This is a genomic window from Acinetobacter sp. 1542444, from assembly GCF_000581835.1.
Lineage (GTDB): Bacteria > Pseudomonadota > Gammaproteobacteria > Pseudomonadales > Moraxellaceae > Acinetobacter > Acinetobacter pittii.
This window is the reverse complement of the sequence record NZ_JEYA01000001.1, coordinates 970635-987610: the sequence shown is the minus strand read 5'-3', so window position 1 is coordinate 987610 and position 16976 is coordinate 970635. Positions and strand designations below refer to the sequence as shown.

Sequence of the window (16976 nt, the reverse complement as noted above, 5' to 3'; positions counted from 1 at the left end):
GATTTAGATATCCATGGTCTCATAGCTAGAAACAGATAAGCTGTGATAAGGGTTTGGCGTACTTCCGATTTTACTTGGCATGCCTGTTGAGTCGCTTTCTTGCGCAAGTAAAGGCGTAAGTAGCTGTTTGAATGGCCAAGTCTTATTGTCAAAAAGATAAGTTTGAATTTGCGATTTTGTTTGTTCTGAAATGGGTTGCGTTTCTACAAAATCATGAATAATGTCTTGAACCATCTCCCAGAAATCGCTTTCTGTACGATCCGTATATTTCAAAGTAGCTAAAGCAATCGGGTAGAGGTTAATTTGAATCCCTAGGGTAATGAAGTAATTAAATAAGTCTTCATTTTTAGTAAAGATAAGATTGTTTGGTGTGCTGGTATCGATGGTATAAACCGGAGGTGTAAAACCACTTTCTTCAATGGCTGTGGTACATATTCTTAAGGTATCGTGGTCACGTAAAATAAAGCATTTAAACTTATTATTTTCATAACACACCATGGTGTTTTGCCCGTGGCATTCAGGCATGATGCCTTTCGCCCAAAGCGTTAAGAATGTTTGAATAAAATGAACACTTAAGTCTTTTAGTAATGACCATTTGTCACCTTCAACGCCTAAAGCTTCCCAAGGGTCAACATACGTACAGCTTAAAGCTGACATAGTGATTGGAGTAACGTTTTGGTCTCGGCAAATATCCGGTAAATGTCGGACTTGGCAGCCAATCACCCCTAAATTTTTTACAATCGGCTCTTGTTTACCGAGTACCCACCAATGTGTTTCATTACTCAAAAAGAGACGATTTTTTAATAAAGCAGTTTCATTAATGACGTCATTTAAAAAATCATAAGCCGTATGACCATTCATTAAATAACGGCCTGGCATAGAGCGGATTGCACCTAATGTTTTGGCATTGGTTGAAAGTTTTAAATGCAGAGTCGGGTTTGTGTTGTGAATAAGAGTTCTTAAAGAAGAAGTCGGTAAACCAATTGTGGTGACATGGTTTAGGTCAATACCGTCGTACTTATTTTCTTCAAACTTTAAATAGCGATGTTGCGTCTCTAACAAAGGCAGGGCTAAGTAATCATCTGAAAGCTGAGCCATTTTGTCAGCAATAAGACTTTCCTCAACTTCTGATAACAGAAGCTCTTTGTGAGGAATCGACTTCATATTGTTGATGACGTCGTCCTTCTTAAATGCCCACCAGTACACCTCAATTTCTTTTTGAGTTGTGAGTGGGGCAAGTTCACCTTTTGAGTGAGCGAACGGATGAAATGGACGATCAGCTACCAGTGATAGCAACTCGCTTTTGATTAAAGGTGAAGAAAATGAAAGGACTGACTGTAAAATTTGAGGAATTTTTTCAGCTGTCACTAAGTTGTCGAGCCAATAATTAATCGCTTTTTGATGGTGTGGCGATGGCCACCAATTTGCTTGGGTTAAATAGTTAAAAACTTCAGAAATAGAAATTTCAAACGTTGTATTGTTTAAGACGTTATGAAGCAAAACTTCGGGTTGGGTAACATAGAAAGGATTTACACCATCTACTTTTAAACAGCTGAAATAGAGTTCCAACTCATCATTGAGAGTAATTGCCAGATAAGGCTTTTTATAGGAAATATGATCTCTAAAATCTCCATAATTCTCCATGTAGAGTGCATCTATCGTTTTTTGTAGTTGTGCTGTGTAAATCCGATCTAACATTTTAGTAATTCCTATTCTTATAAAAGCGGTAGAACCGTGCCAACATTTTGTTCTTGTGCGGCATTGAAGAACCATTTAGCGCAGACAATGTCATCAATCGCCATGCCCATTGGGTTGAGCAAAATGATTTCATCTTCGTGTTCGCGGCCGTTTTTATGACCAATAATGATGTCGCCAAGTTCAGCATGTAGTTTTTCACGGCTGAATAAGCCATCTTCAACCAGCACGTTGATGACTTTCTTTTCTCGGTTTGATTGGTCCCAGTCATCTACAATCACTTTGTCGACTTTTAAGAAGACTTCAGGCTCGATATCCATAATTGAAATATTTGAAACAAAGCAGCCTTTTTTAAGCCACTCAAATGGAATGTAAGGTTTATCTGAGACTGTGCAGGTAATGAGGACATCAGCTTGTTGAATTGCAGACTTAGCACTGTCATGAATTTCAATTTCTAGATTCGGATATTCTGATAAAAACAATGCTTTGAGTTTTTCAGCTGCTTCAGGGTTCACATCAAATAAATGGATTTTTTTCACTTGAGCATATTGTTCAAGCACAGTCTTAATCTGCATTTGAGCAATTGGTCCGCAGCCAATTACAGTAATGTCTGAAAAGTCTTTTTTTGCTAGATATTTAATTGAAACACCAGTAATTGCCGCAGTTCGCATGGCACTAATTAAGCTGCCTTCCATCACTGCAACTGGATAATTTGTTTCTGAGTCATTTAAAACAATCAGTGCGCTGGCACGCGGAATATTGAATTTTTTAGGGTTATGTTGTCTTGAACCAATCCATTTGATTCCAGCAATCGGGTCGTTGCCGCCTAAATAACAAGGCATTGCAATAATACGGTCAGCAATATGGTCTGCACCTTGCCAGCGAAGATAGGGTTTTAAAGGTTGTACAAACTGTTTATTTGCATGCAGGGTTAAACCTTCAGTAATCGCTTCAATAAATGAATTACTATGATTTGCGCCAAGATTTAATAAATCTGATTGACTTAAATAGCGAAGGGTAGCCAAATTGCTCATGAATATTTCCTAAGGAGAAGGTTAAACAACATTTTGTAAAGTAAGGTTTTCTTGGCGTCGTAAGTTTCGATTGAAGTGACGCTTCTTGATCATTTCGAACCATTCATCTTCATAAACCAGATCGAGATAACGATCGCCACGATCGGGCAACAGTGTTAAGACGCACGATCCATCAGGAATGGTTGGAATCAGTTTTTTGATGGCTGAAATTGATGAGCCACTTGAACCGCCAGCAAAGATTCCTTCGTGTTCAAGAAGTTCTCTGCAACCGAGTGCCGACTCATAGTCATCTACATAAATGACATCATCAATTTCATCGGGGGAGAGTAGCGGTGGGACTGTACTTGCACCAATCCCAGGAATTTCGCGTGGACCAGATGTGCCACCGAACAACACAGAGCCGACGATATCGACTGCGATCACTTTTAATTCTGGAAATCTTTCTTTAAGGCGACGAGATACGCCCATAATCGTGCCAGAGGTACTTGCCCCAATCACGAGGTAATCAATCTTGCGATCAATTTGATTTAGGATTTCTTCTGCTTCTCCAAAATAATGGCTTTTCCAGTTATTTGGGTTTGCATACTGATTAATCCAAACAGCATTTGGAAGCTGTTGGCAGAGTCGTTTTACAGTGTCAATTCTGGTTTTTAAATAACCGCCGTTTTGATCTTTTTCAGAGACCATTTCGATATTGGCCTTGTAGAGCTTCAACATTTGTAAGTTTGCTGAGGCAATTTTCGGGTCAATAACGGCAGTAAATTTTAATCCATATATTTTGCAGGCCATTGCAAGCGCAATCGCTAAGTTCCCTGATGAACTTTCAACAATATGACTATCTTTATTAATCACTCCAGATTTCAGGCCTTCCTGTAGCATGAATAATGCCGGACGGTCTTTAATACTTCCTCCTGGGTTTAACAATTCCATTTTCGCAATCACTGAGATCGATTGATGCGTGAATAGCCTTGATAATTGTAGTAGTGGCGTTTTACCTATGCAGTCGAGAATATTTTCATGGATCATGGTAGATCTTCTCAGGTTTTTATGTGGTGTGAATGATAATGATTATTAATTAAATTATTATTACCATTTGTGCCATGATTGTTGCGGTTTGTAACTAAAAACAGGAGGGACTTAGAGGATTTTTCACTAATTTTTTTTATCTAATTATTTGAATCGTAATATTTAAGTTTTACAAAAGGATTAATAAATAAATCTTTTTAAATATAATGACATAGGCAATAAATTACTTTAGAGCTAAAAAAAATAATTTAATTAAGACAGATGCGAGAAATTATTTTGAAGAAATAAAATGAAATTTATGACCTCACCCGCGTAATTGATGCATCACTATTCTGCAGTGAGCATGGGTAGATTTAAGGCTTAAAGAAGAGAGAGGTATTTAAAGACTGACTTAAGATGCTTTGAATAATGAACTGAAAGTGATCAAGTGGCAGTTATTGATATGAAAATGTCTGAAAATGATACGCTTAGATAGATATGATCATTTCCATAAGCGCTATATTTTCAACGGATCAGTTGAGCCTAGAAAATATAGTAATGCGTGTTTCGCATTTTGTCTTATGGGTCTTTCAAGCTGTCTTTGTCATAAAAGACAGCTTTTTTTTATGGCGATTTAATAAGTAGAAAAGTTATGAACGATAGTGTTGTTTAGCTTGTTCATATGCCTCAAGATTAATGCATTGAGCACCCAAGCTTGTGATTTGTGCTTGGTCGAGTTGAAGTTCATCCCATTTTTGCATTTGCTCGAGCAGCCAATAAAAGTCTTCTACTTTTGGAAGTGTACTTTCTTTTACTAAATGACGGACAATATCCTGAATCATATAGTATTTGTCGACATGTACTTCTTCTGAACAATGGAAGCGCACAATTCCAAACTCGACTAATAATTTTAAAATTGGAGCAAAATCGTCTAACTCACTCAATTCTTGTTGGGCTTTCATAATTGCCGTGGTGAGTGCAACCAGTGTTTGTGGATGCTGTTCAGCCCATTCTTGAGTTATGGCTAAAACCTTATCAGCCACAGGTGGAATAATGTTTTGACTTGAGCAAATCATTTTACTTAAACCCAGAAGCTCGCCTTGAGTATTCCAAGGTTCTCCTACACAAAAACCATCAATCACATGTTTGTCTAATGCTTCAACCATATAAGGTGGCGGTAATGTTTTGAGCTGGATAGATTGAGCAAGTTCAGGGTTTGCTAAAGCGAGCCACTCTCTTAAACAATAATGATGAATAGAATGCTTAAATACATGCGCTAAAGAAATGGAGTGACCTTGTTCGAGATAATCTGCCACTTTTTGCGCTGTTACTTGAGCCGTATCATTTTTTTGAATTGCAAGTTGATGAGTAAGTTTTTGACTTAAGCTAATGAAAGCACGGTTTTCACTTAAAACGAGTGATGTTTGTAGTGGCGTGCCAATTTGATCTGTGCCGACAGCCGCCGCAGGTAACATTGCAGATAAGCAATGCGCTGCATCTAATAGACCAAAAGCAAGACGGTCTCGAAGACTTGCCCAAGATGCTTCTTTAACTAAAGTGACGTCTAAACCGACTTCCTCAAAGAAGCCTCTTTGTTTTGCCCAAAGCAATGCAAGACAATCAAGCAAAGGAATATAGCCGAGTTGTAATTGAGTCTTTTCTAATGTGCTCATTTATTCATCCTTTAGTTGATTGTTGAGTAATTTTTGGGCATCAAGTAACCGCCGTGCCATTTCTCCAATCGTTATACGGTGACTCATGGCATTTTTTCTAAGAAGTTGGAAAGCTGTATCTTCAGGCAGACCGTGGAGTTGCATGAGTAACACTTTGGCCTTTTCAACATCTTTACGATCAGCCAGTTTTGTTTGAGCCTCTTTTAAATCACCTTCGAGTTTTTTGTGTTTTTTATATTGCTCAATCGAGATTTCTAAAATGGTATGTAAGCGGACAGGATCTATGCCATCTACAATATAAGCAGTTACTCCCGCATCGATGGCTTGTTTGATGGTGTCTTTATCTGAATTTTTAGTGAACAGGACAGTCGGTAGGTCATAGCTACTCACACAACTTTCAATAATGTCACGATGAGGATGATCCATATCGAGCAAGATCACATCGGCTTGTAAATGCTCGAGACGAAAAATATTTAAATGGTCCAAAGTAAGACAAGCGACCACTTCAAAATCATTTTCAAGCAGACTTTTTCTTATATAGTCTGCTCGCGCATGATCATCATCAATAAGGGCTATTTTGAGTTTTGGCATAAGTTCAGAAAATCAGGCTAAGAAAATGCGCCAATTCGACGCGTTTTTTGTTATCAGGTTTTAAGCAAGATTAGTGCCATCCAAAACTAAACAAAAAATCCAGTTTAAGTGGCATTTCAGCGAGCTAAAGAATTAATGTGGTCAGTCTTGGTGCAAAAATACGATTCATTTTGTGGCAAGACATATTTTTATCTTAACCATTTAAGTGTACCGCGATGGGGCAAATAGAATAAGACATTATTTTTATAAGATAGCTGGCGAAATTATATCTATATGAAATTAAAAATAAAAAATTTTTAAATTAAATTTATATAAGGATTGGCATGCAAAATGCTTACTTAATTACAGGTCGAAGACGACCATAAGTTTTAAAGACGGCCAACGATGTCCGTTCTGATCGAATTTGTGAGTGCAACTGTGCACACAAAGAATTTACGTTCAGTCGGAGTGAAGGCCATGTCTTTATTTTTATTGCATAAAAAAGTTACATCTGAATTATCTAATTTTTCAGTTCCAGCGATGCGAGCCTTCTCTATGGGGGGGCTCGCTTTTTTTATTTCTTTTTATGACTTTGCTGTGCACTGGGTGTCATTAACGAGTGGGAAAAATGGATTCCAAGCAGCTACATGCTTTGTGAGATTGATTCGCTTCTCGGTAGAACACAAGGCAAAAAAACAACGTCTATTTGAGAACGCAATAACGCAGCTTAAAAGCAACGTGATTTGAGGAGAAACACTATGAAATTGGTAATGATTGGTCATGGTATGGTGGGCCACAAATTCATCGAAGCCATTTTAGAAAAAGCAGATGATGAACTGGAAATCACGATTCTCGCGGAAGAACCACGTATCGCCTATGACCGTGTACATTTGACAGAATATTTCTCTGGGAAATCAGCAAAAGATTTATCTTTAGCACGTTTTGACTTTGCTGATGCTCATGGCATTGACTTACGTCTAAATACCAAAGCAACTGCAATTGATACAGCTGCACAAACAGTCACAACCAATCATGGTGATGTCATTAGCTATGACAAATTGGTGTTGGCAACTGGTTCGTATGCATTCGTTCCACCAATTCCGGGTAATGACCGTGAAAACTGCTTCGTTTACCGTACGATTGAAGACTTAGACGCGATTCGTGCAGCGAGTCTTAATGCAAAAACAGGTGTAGTGATTGGTGGTGGTTTACTTGGACTTGAGGCTGCAAAAGCTTTACGTGATTTAGATTTAGAAACACATGTTGTTGAGTTTGCGCCACGTTTAATGGCAGTTCAAATTGATGATTTGGGCGGTAAAGTTTTACGCCGTAAAATTGAAGACCTTGGTGTAAAAGTTCATACACAAAAAGCGACACAATCTATCGAATGTGGAAACAGCACTACACATGTAATGAAATTTGCAGATGGTAGCGAGCTTGAAGCAGATGTCATTTTATTCTCTGCGGGGATCCGTCCACGTGATGAACTTGCACGCAATAGTGGTCTGGCGATTGGTGAGCGTGGCGGTATCGTCATTAATGATTATTGCCAAACGTCGGACACCAATATTTATGCGATTGGTGAATGTGCGCTTTGGCAAAATAAAATTTATGGTTTGGTTGCACCGGGCTATGACATGGCGCGTATTGCAGCAAAACACATTTTAGATGAAGAGTGTAATTGCTTCGCCGGTGCAGACATGAGCACCAAGTTGAAGTTGATGGGGGTGGACGTTGCCTCTGTAGGTGATGCTCATGCCATGACTCCGGGTGCATTAAGCTATTTCTATGCAGATGAGCATGCGCTGGTTTATAAAAAGATTGTTGTAAATGCAGATAAAACCAAATTGCTGGGCGCAGTTTTGGTGGGTGATGCCAAAGAATACAATGACCTTTTACAAATGATGTTAAACGGTCTAGCTTTACCGGAAGTACCTGAAAGCTTGATTATGCCTGGATTTGAACAATCAGCAGGTAAGTCTGGTGGTAGCGGTGTAGATTTACTTCCAGACAGCGCGACCATTTGTTCATGTAATAACGTATCAAAAGCAGACATCTGCCAAGCAATTAGCGATGGTTCGACCTCTTTAGGTGCATTAAAGAAATGCACCAAAGCAGCAACAGCATGTGGTGGCTGTGCACCATTAGTGACACAAGTGTTGAAGTCAGAGTTGCAACGTCAAGGTGTGACTGTAAATAACCACATTTGCGAACACTTCCCGTACTCGCGTCAAGAGTTGTATCACTTGGTTCGTGTCAATGAAATTAAGACATTCGATGATTTGATTCATCAACATGGTCATGGTTTAGGGTGCGATATCTGTAAGCCTGCTGCCGCAAATATTCTGGCATCTTGCTGGAACGATTTCGTACTTGAGCCAAGTCATGCAGGCTTACAAGACAGTAATGACTACTATTTGGGTAACATCCAAAAAGACGGTTCTTACTCGGTTGTACCGCGTATGGCTGGTGGTGAAGTGACTCCAGATGGTTTAATCGCGATTGGTCAAATTGCGAAGAAATATAACTTATACACCAAAATTACTGGCGGTCAACGTGTTGACATGTTCGGTGCGCAAGTTCACGAGCTTCCATTCATTTGGGAAGAGTTAAATGCTGCTGGTTTCGAGTCTGGTCATGCTTACGGTAAATCATTGCGTACCGTGAAATCGTGTGTGGGTAGCACATGGTGCCGTTACGGGGTAGACAATTCCGTTGGTTTAGCGATTGAGCTTGAAAACCGCTACAAAGGTTTGCGTTCACCACATAAATTAAAAATGGCAGTGTCTGGCTGTACTCGTGAGTGTGCGGAAGCACAAGGTAAAGACGTTGGTATTATCGCGACCGAAAAAGGGTGGAACCTTTATGTCTGTGGTAACGGTGGTATGAAACCACGTCATGCTGAATTACTTGCATCTGACCTTGATAAAGCAACGCTCATCCGTTATATCGACCGTTTCTATATGTTCTACATTCAAACCGCAGACCGCTTACAACGTACCAGTGTATGGCGCGACAACATGGAAGGTGGTCTAGATTATCTTAAATCTGTAGTGGTGGATGATTCACTTGGTTTGGCTGCCGAGCTTGAGCGCCGTATGGAACACATTATTGGCACATATCAAGACGAATGGCGTACTGCGGTGGAAAATCCTGAAGTTCGTAAACGCTTCCAAACGTATATCAACGCAGGAGCAAATGAACAGGCCGATCCACACATTCAATTTACAACTGAACGTGGTCAAATTCGCCCATTAACTGAAGCTGAACGTTCAGAAGACCGTATTCCAATGGTTGAAGCATAAAGGAGAGTTTCTATGAATATTGTACAAGACAAAAATATGCTTCCTGATGATCAATGGATTGATGTGTGTGCACTCGATGATTTAACCCCAAACACTGGCGCGGGTGCGCTAGTGGGTGGACAAGCGGTAGCAATTTTTCGTGTAGGACATGAAAAACGTGTTTACGTGCTGAGTAATAAAGATCCATTTAGCCAAGCGAATGTGATGAGCCGCGGCATTATTGGTGATTTACAAGGTGAGCGTGTCATTGCATCGCCAATCTATAAACAACATTTCAGTTTAGCTACGGGCCGTTGTTTAGAAGATAAAGACCAAAAATTGGCGGTTTACCCGAGCAGAATTGTTGATGGTCGTGTTTGGGTCAATGCGGTGCCGCAGAAAACTTATATTACCAATACAGGTGTATCACAAGACAAACTTAAACTGGTGCTGATCGGGAATGGTTTGGCAGGGATGCGTTGTCTAGAAGATTTACTGGATATGGCACCAGACCGTTATGAAGTCACAGTGATCGGTGAGGAACCTTGGGGTAACTACAACCGCATTATGTTGTCTCCGGTTTTATCAGGCGAAAAAACCATTGAAGATATTATGCTGCACCCACCAAAGTGGTATAGCGATAAAGGCATCAAATTTATTGCCGGTGATAAAGCCGTAAAAATTGATCGCCCACGTAAAGTGGTTTACACCGAAAAAGGTCAGACAGTGGATTATGATCGTTTAATTCTGGCAACAGGCTCGGCACCATTTATTCCACCAGTTCAGGGTGTCGACTTAAAGGGTGTGTTAACTTTCCGCGATATTTATGACGTCAACACCATGATTGAATACTGCGGTTCAAAAACCAACGCCGTGGTGATTGGCGGTGGTTTACTTGGTTTAGAAGCAGCGTACGGTTTAAAACAACGCGGTATGAATGTCACAGTATTGCATTTGATGGACCGTATTATGGAACGTCAACTTGATGGGCGTGCAAGTCAGTTACTTCGTCATAGTATTGAGCAAAAAGGCATTCATATTATTACCGAAGCCAATACAGAGGCGTTAATTGGTGATGAAAATGGTCATGTCAAACAAATCCGTTTGAAAGATGGCACGGTCTTAGATGCTGACCTTGTGGTATTTGCTGTGGGCATTCGTCCAAATATTGCTTTGGCACAAAGTGCTGGTTTACGTTGCAATCGTGGTGTATTAGTGAATGATACCATGCAAACATTTGACCCAAGTATTTACGCGGTGGGTGAGTGTATTGAACACCGTGGTCAAACTTTTGGTTTGGTTGAACCACTATGGGGTCAAGCTTTTATTTGCGCGACCCATTTGGCTGAACACGGCAGCTTAACTTTTAAAGCACCCACTGTACCGACTCAGTTAAAAGTCAGTGGTGTCGATGTATTTTCGGCTGGTAATTTTGAGCCGAAAGATGATTATGAAGACATTATCCTGAACGATGAAAAACGCCAGATTTATAAGCGTATTATCATTCAAAGCGATCGGGTAATCGGTGCAGTACTGTTTGGTGATACTGAAGATGGCATGTGGTATGCAGAGTTAATTGCAGACCAAACACCTGTTTCTTCATTTAGAAATAAACTGCTATTTGGTCGAGATTTTGCATTAAAAAATGCAGGCTAAATAGGCAAAGGAGCAGTTATGAATAGTATTCCAAGCGTTGAAGTCGATAGCTCCGATCATGTTGCAAAAACAATCAAAACAACATGTCCATATTGTGGTGTAGGTTGTGGTGTTAGCGTAAACGTCCAACAAAAACCTCAAGGACCTGTGGTGCAAGTTGAGGGGGATGCTGAGCATCCTTCCAACTTTGGACGCTTATGTATCAAAGGTAGCCGTCTTGCGGATACTTTAGGGTTAGAAACACGTGTTTTACAACCAATGATGGGGCGCAAAGCTGATCGGGTGGTAACGACATGGGATACGGCAATCAATAAAATTGCTGATAAATTCCAATCTTGTATCGATCAATATGGTCGTGACAGCATTGCATTTTATGTTTCTGGTCAGCTTTTGACTGAAGACTATTATGTGGTGAACAAGTTTGTAAAAGGCTATTTGGGCACTGCAAATATCGATACCAACTCGCGCCTTTGTATGTCATCTGCGGTGGCAGGTCACAAACGTAGCTTTGGTGAAGATCTTGTCCCTGCAAGTTATGAAGATTTTGAACATGCAGATATGGTGGTTTTGGTTGGTTCCAATACCGCATGGTGCCATCCTGTGCTGTATCAGCGGATTATGCAGGCTAAAAGCCAAAATCCAGATATGTTTGTGGTGGTAATTGACCCACGTTTTACCAGTACCTGTGAACAAGCCGATTTACATTTGCCGATTTTACCAGGTCAAGATGTCGCATTGTTTAATGGTTTATTTCAATATTTATATAGAAATGGTCATGCCGATCAGGCCTTTGTAGAGACTTATACCGAAGGTTTACAAGAAGTTTTGGCAAGCAGCGAGCCAGAAACCGATATTGAATATGTGGCAAAGCGTACAGGTATTGCACTCGATAAATTACAGCAGTTTTTTGAAAAATTTGCACAGACTGAAAAAGTAATCACGTTATTTTCAATGGGTGTGAATCAATCAAGTCAGGGTGTAAATAAAGCCAATAGTATTATTAACTGTCATTTATTGACTGGAAAAATTGGTAAGCTTGGTGCTGCACCATTTTCAATGACTGGTCAGCCCAACGCGATGGGTGGCCGTGAAGTCGGTGGCTTAGCCAATATGTTGGCTGCGCACATGGACTTAGATAATCCACTACATCAAAAAGTTGTTCAAACTTTCTGGGACAGCCCATTTATTGCAACTCAAGCTGGCTTAAAAGCAGTGGATTTATTTAATGCGGTTGAAGCTGGAAAAATTAAAGCCATCTGGATTATGGCAACCAATCCAGTGGTGAGTCTGCCAGATGCCGATCAAGTTAAACGTGCTTTAGAGAAGTGCGAGTTAGTCGTCGTATCAGATATCTGTGCTGATACCGATACTACGGCTTATGCCGATGTTTTGCTTCCAGCTTTAGGGTGGGGAGAAAAAGATGGAACTGTGACTAACTCTGAGCGCCGTATTTCACGTCAGCGTGCTTTTTTACCTGCACCAGGTGAAGCAAAAGCAGACTGGTGGTCTGTTAGCCAAGTCGCGAAAAAATTAGGGTTTAATGGTTTTGATTTCACCACTGCCGTTGATATTTTCAATGAGCATGCAGCGTTATCTGCACAAGACAATGCAGACATAGATGCTCGTGAACAAAGTAATAATTTCCGTTATTTTAACTTAAAAGGCTTAATGAATCTGAGCGCTGTGGAGTACGACGCTCTACAATCAATTCAATGGCCAGTATGGGATAAAAACCAAGACGCTAAAGCCGTTCAACAATTGTTTGGCAAGGGCCAGTTTAGTCATAAAAATGCCAAGGCAAAATTGATTCCGACTGTTGCAATTGATCCGGTACATGCAGTTTCAGAAGATTATCCGCTCATTTTGAACACGGGACGTATTCGTGATCAATGGCATACCATGACCCGTACTGGTTTGTCACCAAATTTGACCAGTCACCGCGCTGAACCATTCTGTGAGATTCATCCAAGTGATGCCCTGAAATTTGGTGTACGTGATCAAGGCTTAGTAGAAGTTCGTTCGAAATGGGGCAGTTGTGTACTACGTGTGACCTTCTCATCGGGTGTCCGTCGTGGGCAAATTTTTGCACCGATTCACTGGACTGAACAGGTTGCATCCGACGCGCGTATTGGTAAAGTCGTTAATCCAGAAGTTGATGCAATTTCAGGTGAACCTGAGTTCAAACATACGCCTGTAACTATTCAGCCGTTCTATACCACTTGGCAGGGCGTGCTCTATATTCGTGAAGGATATGATTCGCAGATTCAAGAATCGCTACATCACTGTGCATGGTGGACCAAAGTCAAAATGGTGAAAACCAATCGTTATGAACTTGCAGACCGCCAAACTTTTCACGATACTCAAAAGAATCTGAAAAGCTTTTTACCATTTGCCGATGAAACCTTTGAATGGTTAAGCATAGAAGATATCTCTTCACAACTGAGCCATAGCGTTATTTTGAAAGATGGCATTGTAATTGCAAGTCTATATATTGCACCGCCAGATTTATTGCCAGACCGTGATTGGGTAGCGAGTCTGTTTAAACGAGAACGTTTGAGCGCCTTGCACCGAAAAGCTTTACTAGCGGGTATGCCAATGTCGGCTACTAATAATGATGGGCCTTTAGTGTGTAGTTGTTTTAAAGTAGGTAAGAATAAAATTATCGACGTGATAAAAACACAAAACATTACCCATGAAAAACAGGTTACTGCATGTTTAAAAGCAGGTGGGAACTGTGGTTCATGTTTACCTGAGATTCGTGGCTTGATTAAAGCTTGCCAACAAGAGGTGGAAGTGTGAATAAGGGATATCCCGTAACTGATTTGGTCATTTTGGCGGGTGGACAAGCCCGCCGTATGAATGGTTTAAATAAGCTGTTGCAGCAATTCGATGGCGATACGCAACTATCCAAAATTCATCAAAAACTAAAGTCATCTGTATCTGAAATTTGGGTAAATAGTCATCGTGATTATTCGATTTATCAAAGTATTGTGCCTGATATTAAGTGTTTTCAAGATGATGCTTCCGGTTTTTTCGGCCCACTTATGGGCATGAAAAGCGCATGGTCACATGTAAAAGCAGATTATGTTTTGTGTATTCCCTGTGATGTGACGTATATACCTACGCAAGTCGTTGCGAAATTACACAGTGCACTACGCAAAAATAAACAAGCTCAGGCAGCCTATGTTTCAATTAATGGGGATGCTTTATACCCATTTTGCTTATTAAAGCGTGAAAGCCTGCTTACGATAACAGCGCAAATTGATAAACAACGATTAAGTTTAAAAGAGTGCTTTAAGCTTTTACATGCACAAGTCGCCGTATTTCAAAAACAAAACTTATTTTTTCATAGCATTAACTCTTTGGATGAGCTTCAACAATATAAACAAATCAATGCTTTTAAAGAGATATTTACCGCGAGTTAAACATTAGATTTTATTAATTTACAAACTAAAGTGATGTTATAAACAAATTTTAAAGTGATGCGTTCTTGACTATCTAATATATAAGTTCTATTTTGGAACTTGTTATTTTAATTCTAGCTAGATGTATAAAAATAAACGGAGCCAGAAAAATGATGGACACAGCTCAGCAAAGTAAAACAGAAGTGACCGCATGTATCTTATGTTCTAGAAACTGCGGTTTAAGTGTTGAAATTAAAGATAACCAGTTTGTCAAAATTAAAGGTGATCCCGAACATCCATTTTCTCAAGGCTACATTTGCCAAAAAGCTGCCAGATTACAACACTACCAACAACACGCAGACCGTTTGACCACACCTTTAAAACTTCAGCCAGATGGTTCATTTCAAGAAGTGAGTTGGGATGTTGCCATACAAGAAATTGCTGATCGATTAGTGCAGATTAGAGATGATTTTGGTGGGACTGCTTTTGCTTCGGTTGGGGGCGGTGGCCAAGGCAATCATTTAGGTGCAGCGTATGGTCGACAACTTTTGCTGGCCATGAAAAGTTATTATGCATACAACTCACTTGCCCAAGAAAAAACGGGTGATTTCTGGCTGAATGGTCGTTTGTTCGGTAGTCAGGCTTGCCATACCACAGAAGATGTTGAACATGCCGACTATGTACTTTTCATTGGAACAAATCCTTTTCAGGCCCATGGCATTCCCAACGCCCGAGACACGCTAAAACATATTAAGAAAGATCCGAACCGAACTATGGTGGTGTTTGACCCGCGTGTTACCGAAACAGCCAAACAAGCTGATATTCATGTGCAACTAAAACCGGGGACAGATGCTTTTTTAATGTCAGCCATGATTGCGATCATTATTAAAGAAAAGCTTTATGACGAAGCATTTATTGAGCAGCATACGCACGGTTTTGAAGACGTAAAAACAGCATTTAGTCGAGTTCCAATTGAAGACTATATTGCTAAAGCTGATGTTCCAGTCGATTTGATTTACCAAGTCGTTCGAGATTTTGCCAAGGCGAAAAAAGGCTGTATACGTATTGATTTAGGCATTCAACATACTTTAAATACTACATTAAACGGATATTTAGAAAAACTACTGTACTTACTGACTGGAAACTTTGGAAAGCAAGGTACCAATAATCTGCATACTATGTTTATTCCAATCTTAAGCGATACAGATGAAAGAAAGCCTAAATATCGACGTAGTGTTTACCATAAAATGTTCCCCATTTCTGGGTTCTTCCCGCCTAATATTTTACCCGATGAAATTTTAAAAGCAGGGGAAAAGCGAATTCGTGCTGTGTTTGTAGATAGTTGTAACCCGTTATTAACTTATCCTGATACACCAGCTTATGAGGAAGCATTTAAAGCATTAGATTTGTTGGTTGTGGTGGATGTTGCCATGACGGAAACCGCTAGGCTTGCGGACTACATTTTGCCAGCGCATACCCAGTTTGAAAAATGGGAATTTACTGGCTTTAATCTTGAGTTTCCTAAAAATGGTTTTCACCTCAGGCATCCTGTATTGGCCGCTCAAACGAATACTTTGCCAGAGGCAGAAATTTATACACGATTACTTGAAGCTATGCTGGTGATTCCAAAACGCTTTCCAATTTTAGAAAAAATAGCTTCAGTCGACTCGAAAAAAACAGCCTATTTACCTTACCTATCGGCATTGGGACTTACTTTTGCACGAAATAAAAAATACATTCCTTTTGCAGCCTCAATTCTCTATCGCACTTTAGGTAAACACTTAGAAAAATCAGCTGGTTCAGTTGCTTTTTTATTGCCACTATCGATTCAATATGCTGTCTTACACACCAAAGCAGTGCGCCGTGCAGGTTACAAAGGTAACCCTTTAACTTTAGGTGTTCGTTTATTTGAACAAATTTTAAAGCAACGTTCAGGCGTAGTGTTATCGCAACATGAATATGACGAAATCTGGAAACTGGTTGCTTATAAAGATAAGAAAATACGTCTAGCTATTCCAGAGATGTTAAATGAGCTCGCAAGCTTGAAAAGCCATAACGTTAATATAGAAGAGTTTCCTTTTATCCTCTTATCAGGTGAGCGACGTAGCTATAATGCCAATCAAATTTACCGTGATCCAGCTTGGCGAAAAGTAGATGCTGAAGGAGCTTTACGAATTCATCCTGAAGATGCAGAGGCCTTAAATGTAGCTATGGGTGATCAAATCAAATGTATCTCACAACATGGAGAAATTCAGGTTACTGTAGATTTTGATGAGGGAATGCGAAAAGGAGTTGTTTCGCTTCCACATGGTTATGGCATGCGCTTTCAAGGTGGGGAACCAATTGGACCACAATTAAACATGCTCATTTCTGGTGAGCATTGTGATCCTTTGTCTAAAACGCCGTACCATAAATATGTACCCATCCGTTTAGAAAAGTGCTAGAAATAAAGTAGGGCATATAAAAGGTTGACGCCGCACTGATTTTGTAAAGCTTTAAAGTTTGAGCTAAAACGGTACGGCCGAAATTTCAAATACAACCCAAAAAGTTATGGATGATAAATAGAATTGGAACAAATTTTGCAATAAAGATCAAAGCACTACTAAGGCGCAATTTTAAAAGTTTAATTGCTCTTAATGAGTGCTTGCAATATTT

Annotated in this window: 12 protein-coding genes; 7 read left to right on the top strand and 5 right to left on the bottom strand. The window is 39.9% G+C overall.

The genetic code is table 11. The annotated features are described in order from the left end of the window. Positions 1–3: 3 nt before the first annotated feature. The 3 genes from J580_RS08890 to sbnA all read right to left on the bottom strand — a co-directional run bounded on the left by J580_RS08890 (position 4) and on the right by sbnA (position 3755). Positions 4–1644, bottom strand: coding sequence for an IucA/IucC family protein (locus J580_RS08890; protein ID WP_081403603.1), 1641 nt, complete (start codon positions 1642–1644; stop codon positions 4–6). A 71-nt stretch (positions 1645–1715) separates the two neighbouring features. After that, positions 1716–2729, bottom strand: a complete 1014-nt coding sequence (sbnB, locus tag J580_RS08885) for a 2,3-diaminopropionate biosynthesis protein SbnB (protein ID WP_002115662.1) — start codon at positions 2727–2729, stop codon at positions 1716–1718. 21 nt (positions 2730–2750) lie between these two features. Continuing rightward, positions 2751–3755, bottom strand: a complete 1005-nt coding sequence (gene sbnA, locus J580_RS08880) for a 2,3-diaminopropionate biosynthesis protein SbnA (protein ID WP_005068826.1) — start codon at positions 3753–3755, stop codon at positions 2751–2753. A 537-nt stretch (positions 3756–4292) separates the two neighbouring features. Between sbnA and J580_RS23785 the strand changes: the two genes are divergently transcribed. Then, a complete protein-coding gene (locus tag J580_RS23785; RefSeq protein WP_081038164.1) occupies positions 4293–4379 on the top strand; it encodes a hypothetical protein in 87 nt (28 codons plus the stop codon). Positions 4380–4384: 5 nt separating this feature from the next. Here J580_RS23785 and J580_RS08875 read toward each other — a convergent pair whose 3' ends face one another. Together J580_RS08875 and J580_RS08870 are read right to left on the bottom strand one after the other, a co-directional pair. After that, positions 4385–5407: an ABC transporter substrate-binding protein gene (locus J580_RS08875; protein WP_032003844.1), complete on the bottom strand. Its 1023-nt coding sequence runs from the start codon at positions 5405–5407 to the stop codon at positions 4385–4387. Continuing rightward, positions 5408–5998 carry an ANTAR domain-containing response regulator gene (locus tag J580_RS08870; protein WP_032003843.1) on the bottom strand — a complete coding sequence of 197 codons (591 nt, stop codon included), beginning with the start codon at positions 5996–5998 and terminating at the stop codon, positions 5408–5410. A 384-nt stretch (positions 5999–6382) separates the two neighbouring features. Here J580_RS08870 and J580_RS0104085 point away from each other — a divergent pair, with 384 nt between their 5' ends. The 6 genes from J580_RS0104085 (at position 6383) to J580_RS08845 (ending at position 16765) form a co-directional block, all read left to right on the top strand. Further along, positions 6383–6724 (top strand): hypothetical protein, encoded by a 342-nt coding sequence (locus J580_RS0104085; protein WP_017480941.1) that lies wholly within the window; start codon positions 6383–6385, stop codon positions 6722–6724. A gap of 11 nt (positions 6725–6735) precedes the next feature. Next, entirely contained in the window at positions 6736–9282 is a 2547-nt protein-coding gene (gene nirB / locus J580_RS08865; RefSeq protein ID WP_032003842.1) for a nitrite reductase large subunit NirB, read from the top strand. Between the two features lie 12 nt (positions 9283–9294). Beyond that, on the top strand, positions 9295–10917 hold the full coding sequence (gene nirD, locus J580_RS08860; RefSeq protein ID WP_032003841.1) for a nitrite reductase small subunit NirD: 1623 nt from the start codon (positions 9295–9297) through the stop codon (positions 10915–10917). Between the two features lie 18 nt (positions 10918–10935). After that, positions 10936–13716, top strand: coding sequence for a nitrate reductase (locus J580_RS08855; RefSeq protein WP_032003840.1), 2781 nt, complete (start codon positions 10936–10938; stop codon positions 13714–13716). Next, positions 13713–14342, top strand: a complete 630-nt coding sequence (mobA, locus tag J580_RS08850; protein WP_032003839.1) for a molybdenum cofactor guanylyltransferase — start codon at positions 13713–13715, stop codon at positions 14340–14342. The genes J580_RS08855 and mobA overlap by 4 nt, the downstream gene beginning before the upstream one ends. Before the next feature lie 149 nt (positions 14343–14491). Next, entirely contained in the window at positions 14492–16765 is a 2274-nt protein-coding gene (locus tag J580_RS08845) for a molybdopterin-dependent oxidoreductase (RefSeq protein WP_032003838.1), read from the top strand. Positions 16766–16976: the final 211 nt, after the last annotated feature.

Coding starts and splice junctions, on each gene's coding strand:
- J580_RS08890 (WP_081403603.1), bottom strand. CDS start 1,644: ATGGAGAATTATGGAGATTTTAGAGATCATATTTCCTATAAAAAGCCT.
- sbnB (WP_002115662.1), bottom strand. CDS start 2,729: ATGAGCAATTTGGCTACCCTTCGCTATTTAAGTCAATCAGATTTATTA.
- sbnA (WP_005068826.1), bottom strand. CDS start 3,755: ATGATCCATGAAAATATTCTCGACTGCATAGGTAAAACGCCACTACTA.
- J580_RS23785 (WP_081038164.1), top strand. CDS start 4,293: ATGCGTGTTTCGCATTTTGTCTTATGGGTCTTTCAAGCTGTCTTTGTC.
- J580_RS08875 (WP_032003844.1), bottom strand. CDS start 5,407: ATGAGCACATTAGAAAAGACTCAATTACAACTCGGCTATATTCCTTTG.
- J580_RS08870 (WP_032003843.1), bottom strand. CDS start 5,998: ATGCCAAAACTCAAAATAGCCCTTATTGATGATGATCATGCGCGAGCA.
- J580_RS0104085 (WP_017480941.1), top strand. CDS start 6,383: ATGTCCGTTCTGATCGAATTTGTGAGTGCAACTGTGCACACAAAGAAT.
- nirB (WP_032003842.1), top strand. CDS start 6,736: ATGAAATTGGTAATGATTGGTCATGGTATGGTGGGCCACAAATTCATC.
- nirD (WP_032003841.1), top strand. CDS start 9,295: ATGAATATTGTACAAGACAAAAATATGCTTCCTGATGATCAATGGATT.
- J580_RS08855 (WP_032003840.1), top strand. CDS start 10,936: ATGAATAGTATTCCAAGCGTTGAAGTCGATAGCTCCGATCATGTTGCA.
- J580_RS08845 (WP_032003838.1), top strand. CDS start 14,492: ATGATGGACACAGCTCAGCAAAGTAAAACAGAAGTGACCGCATGTATC.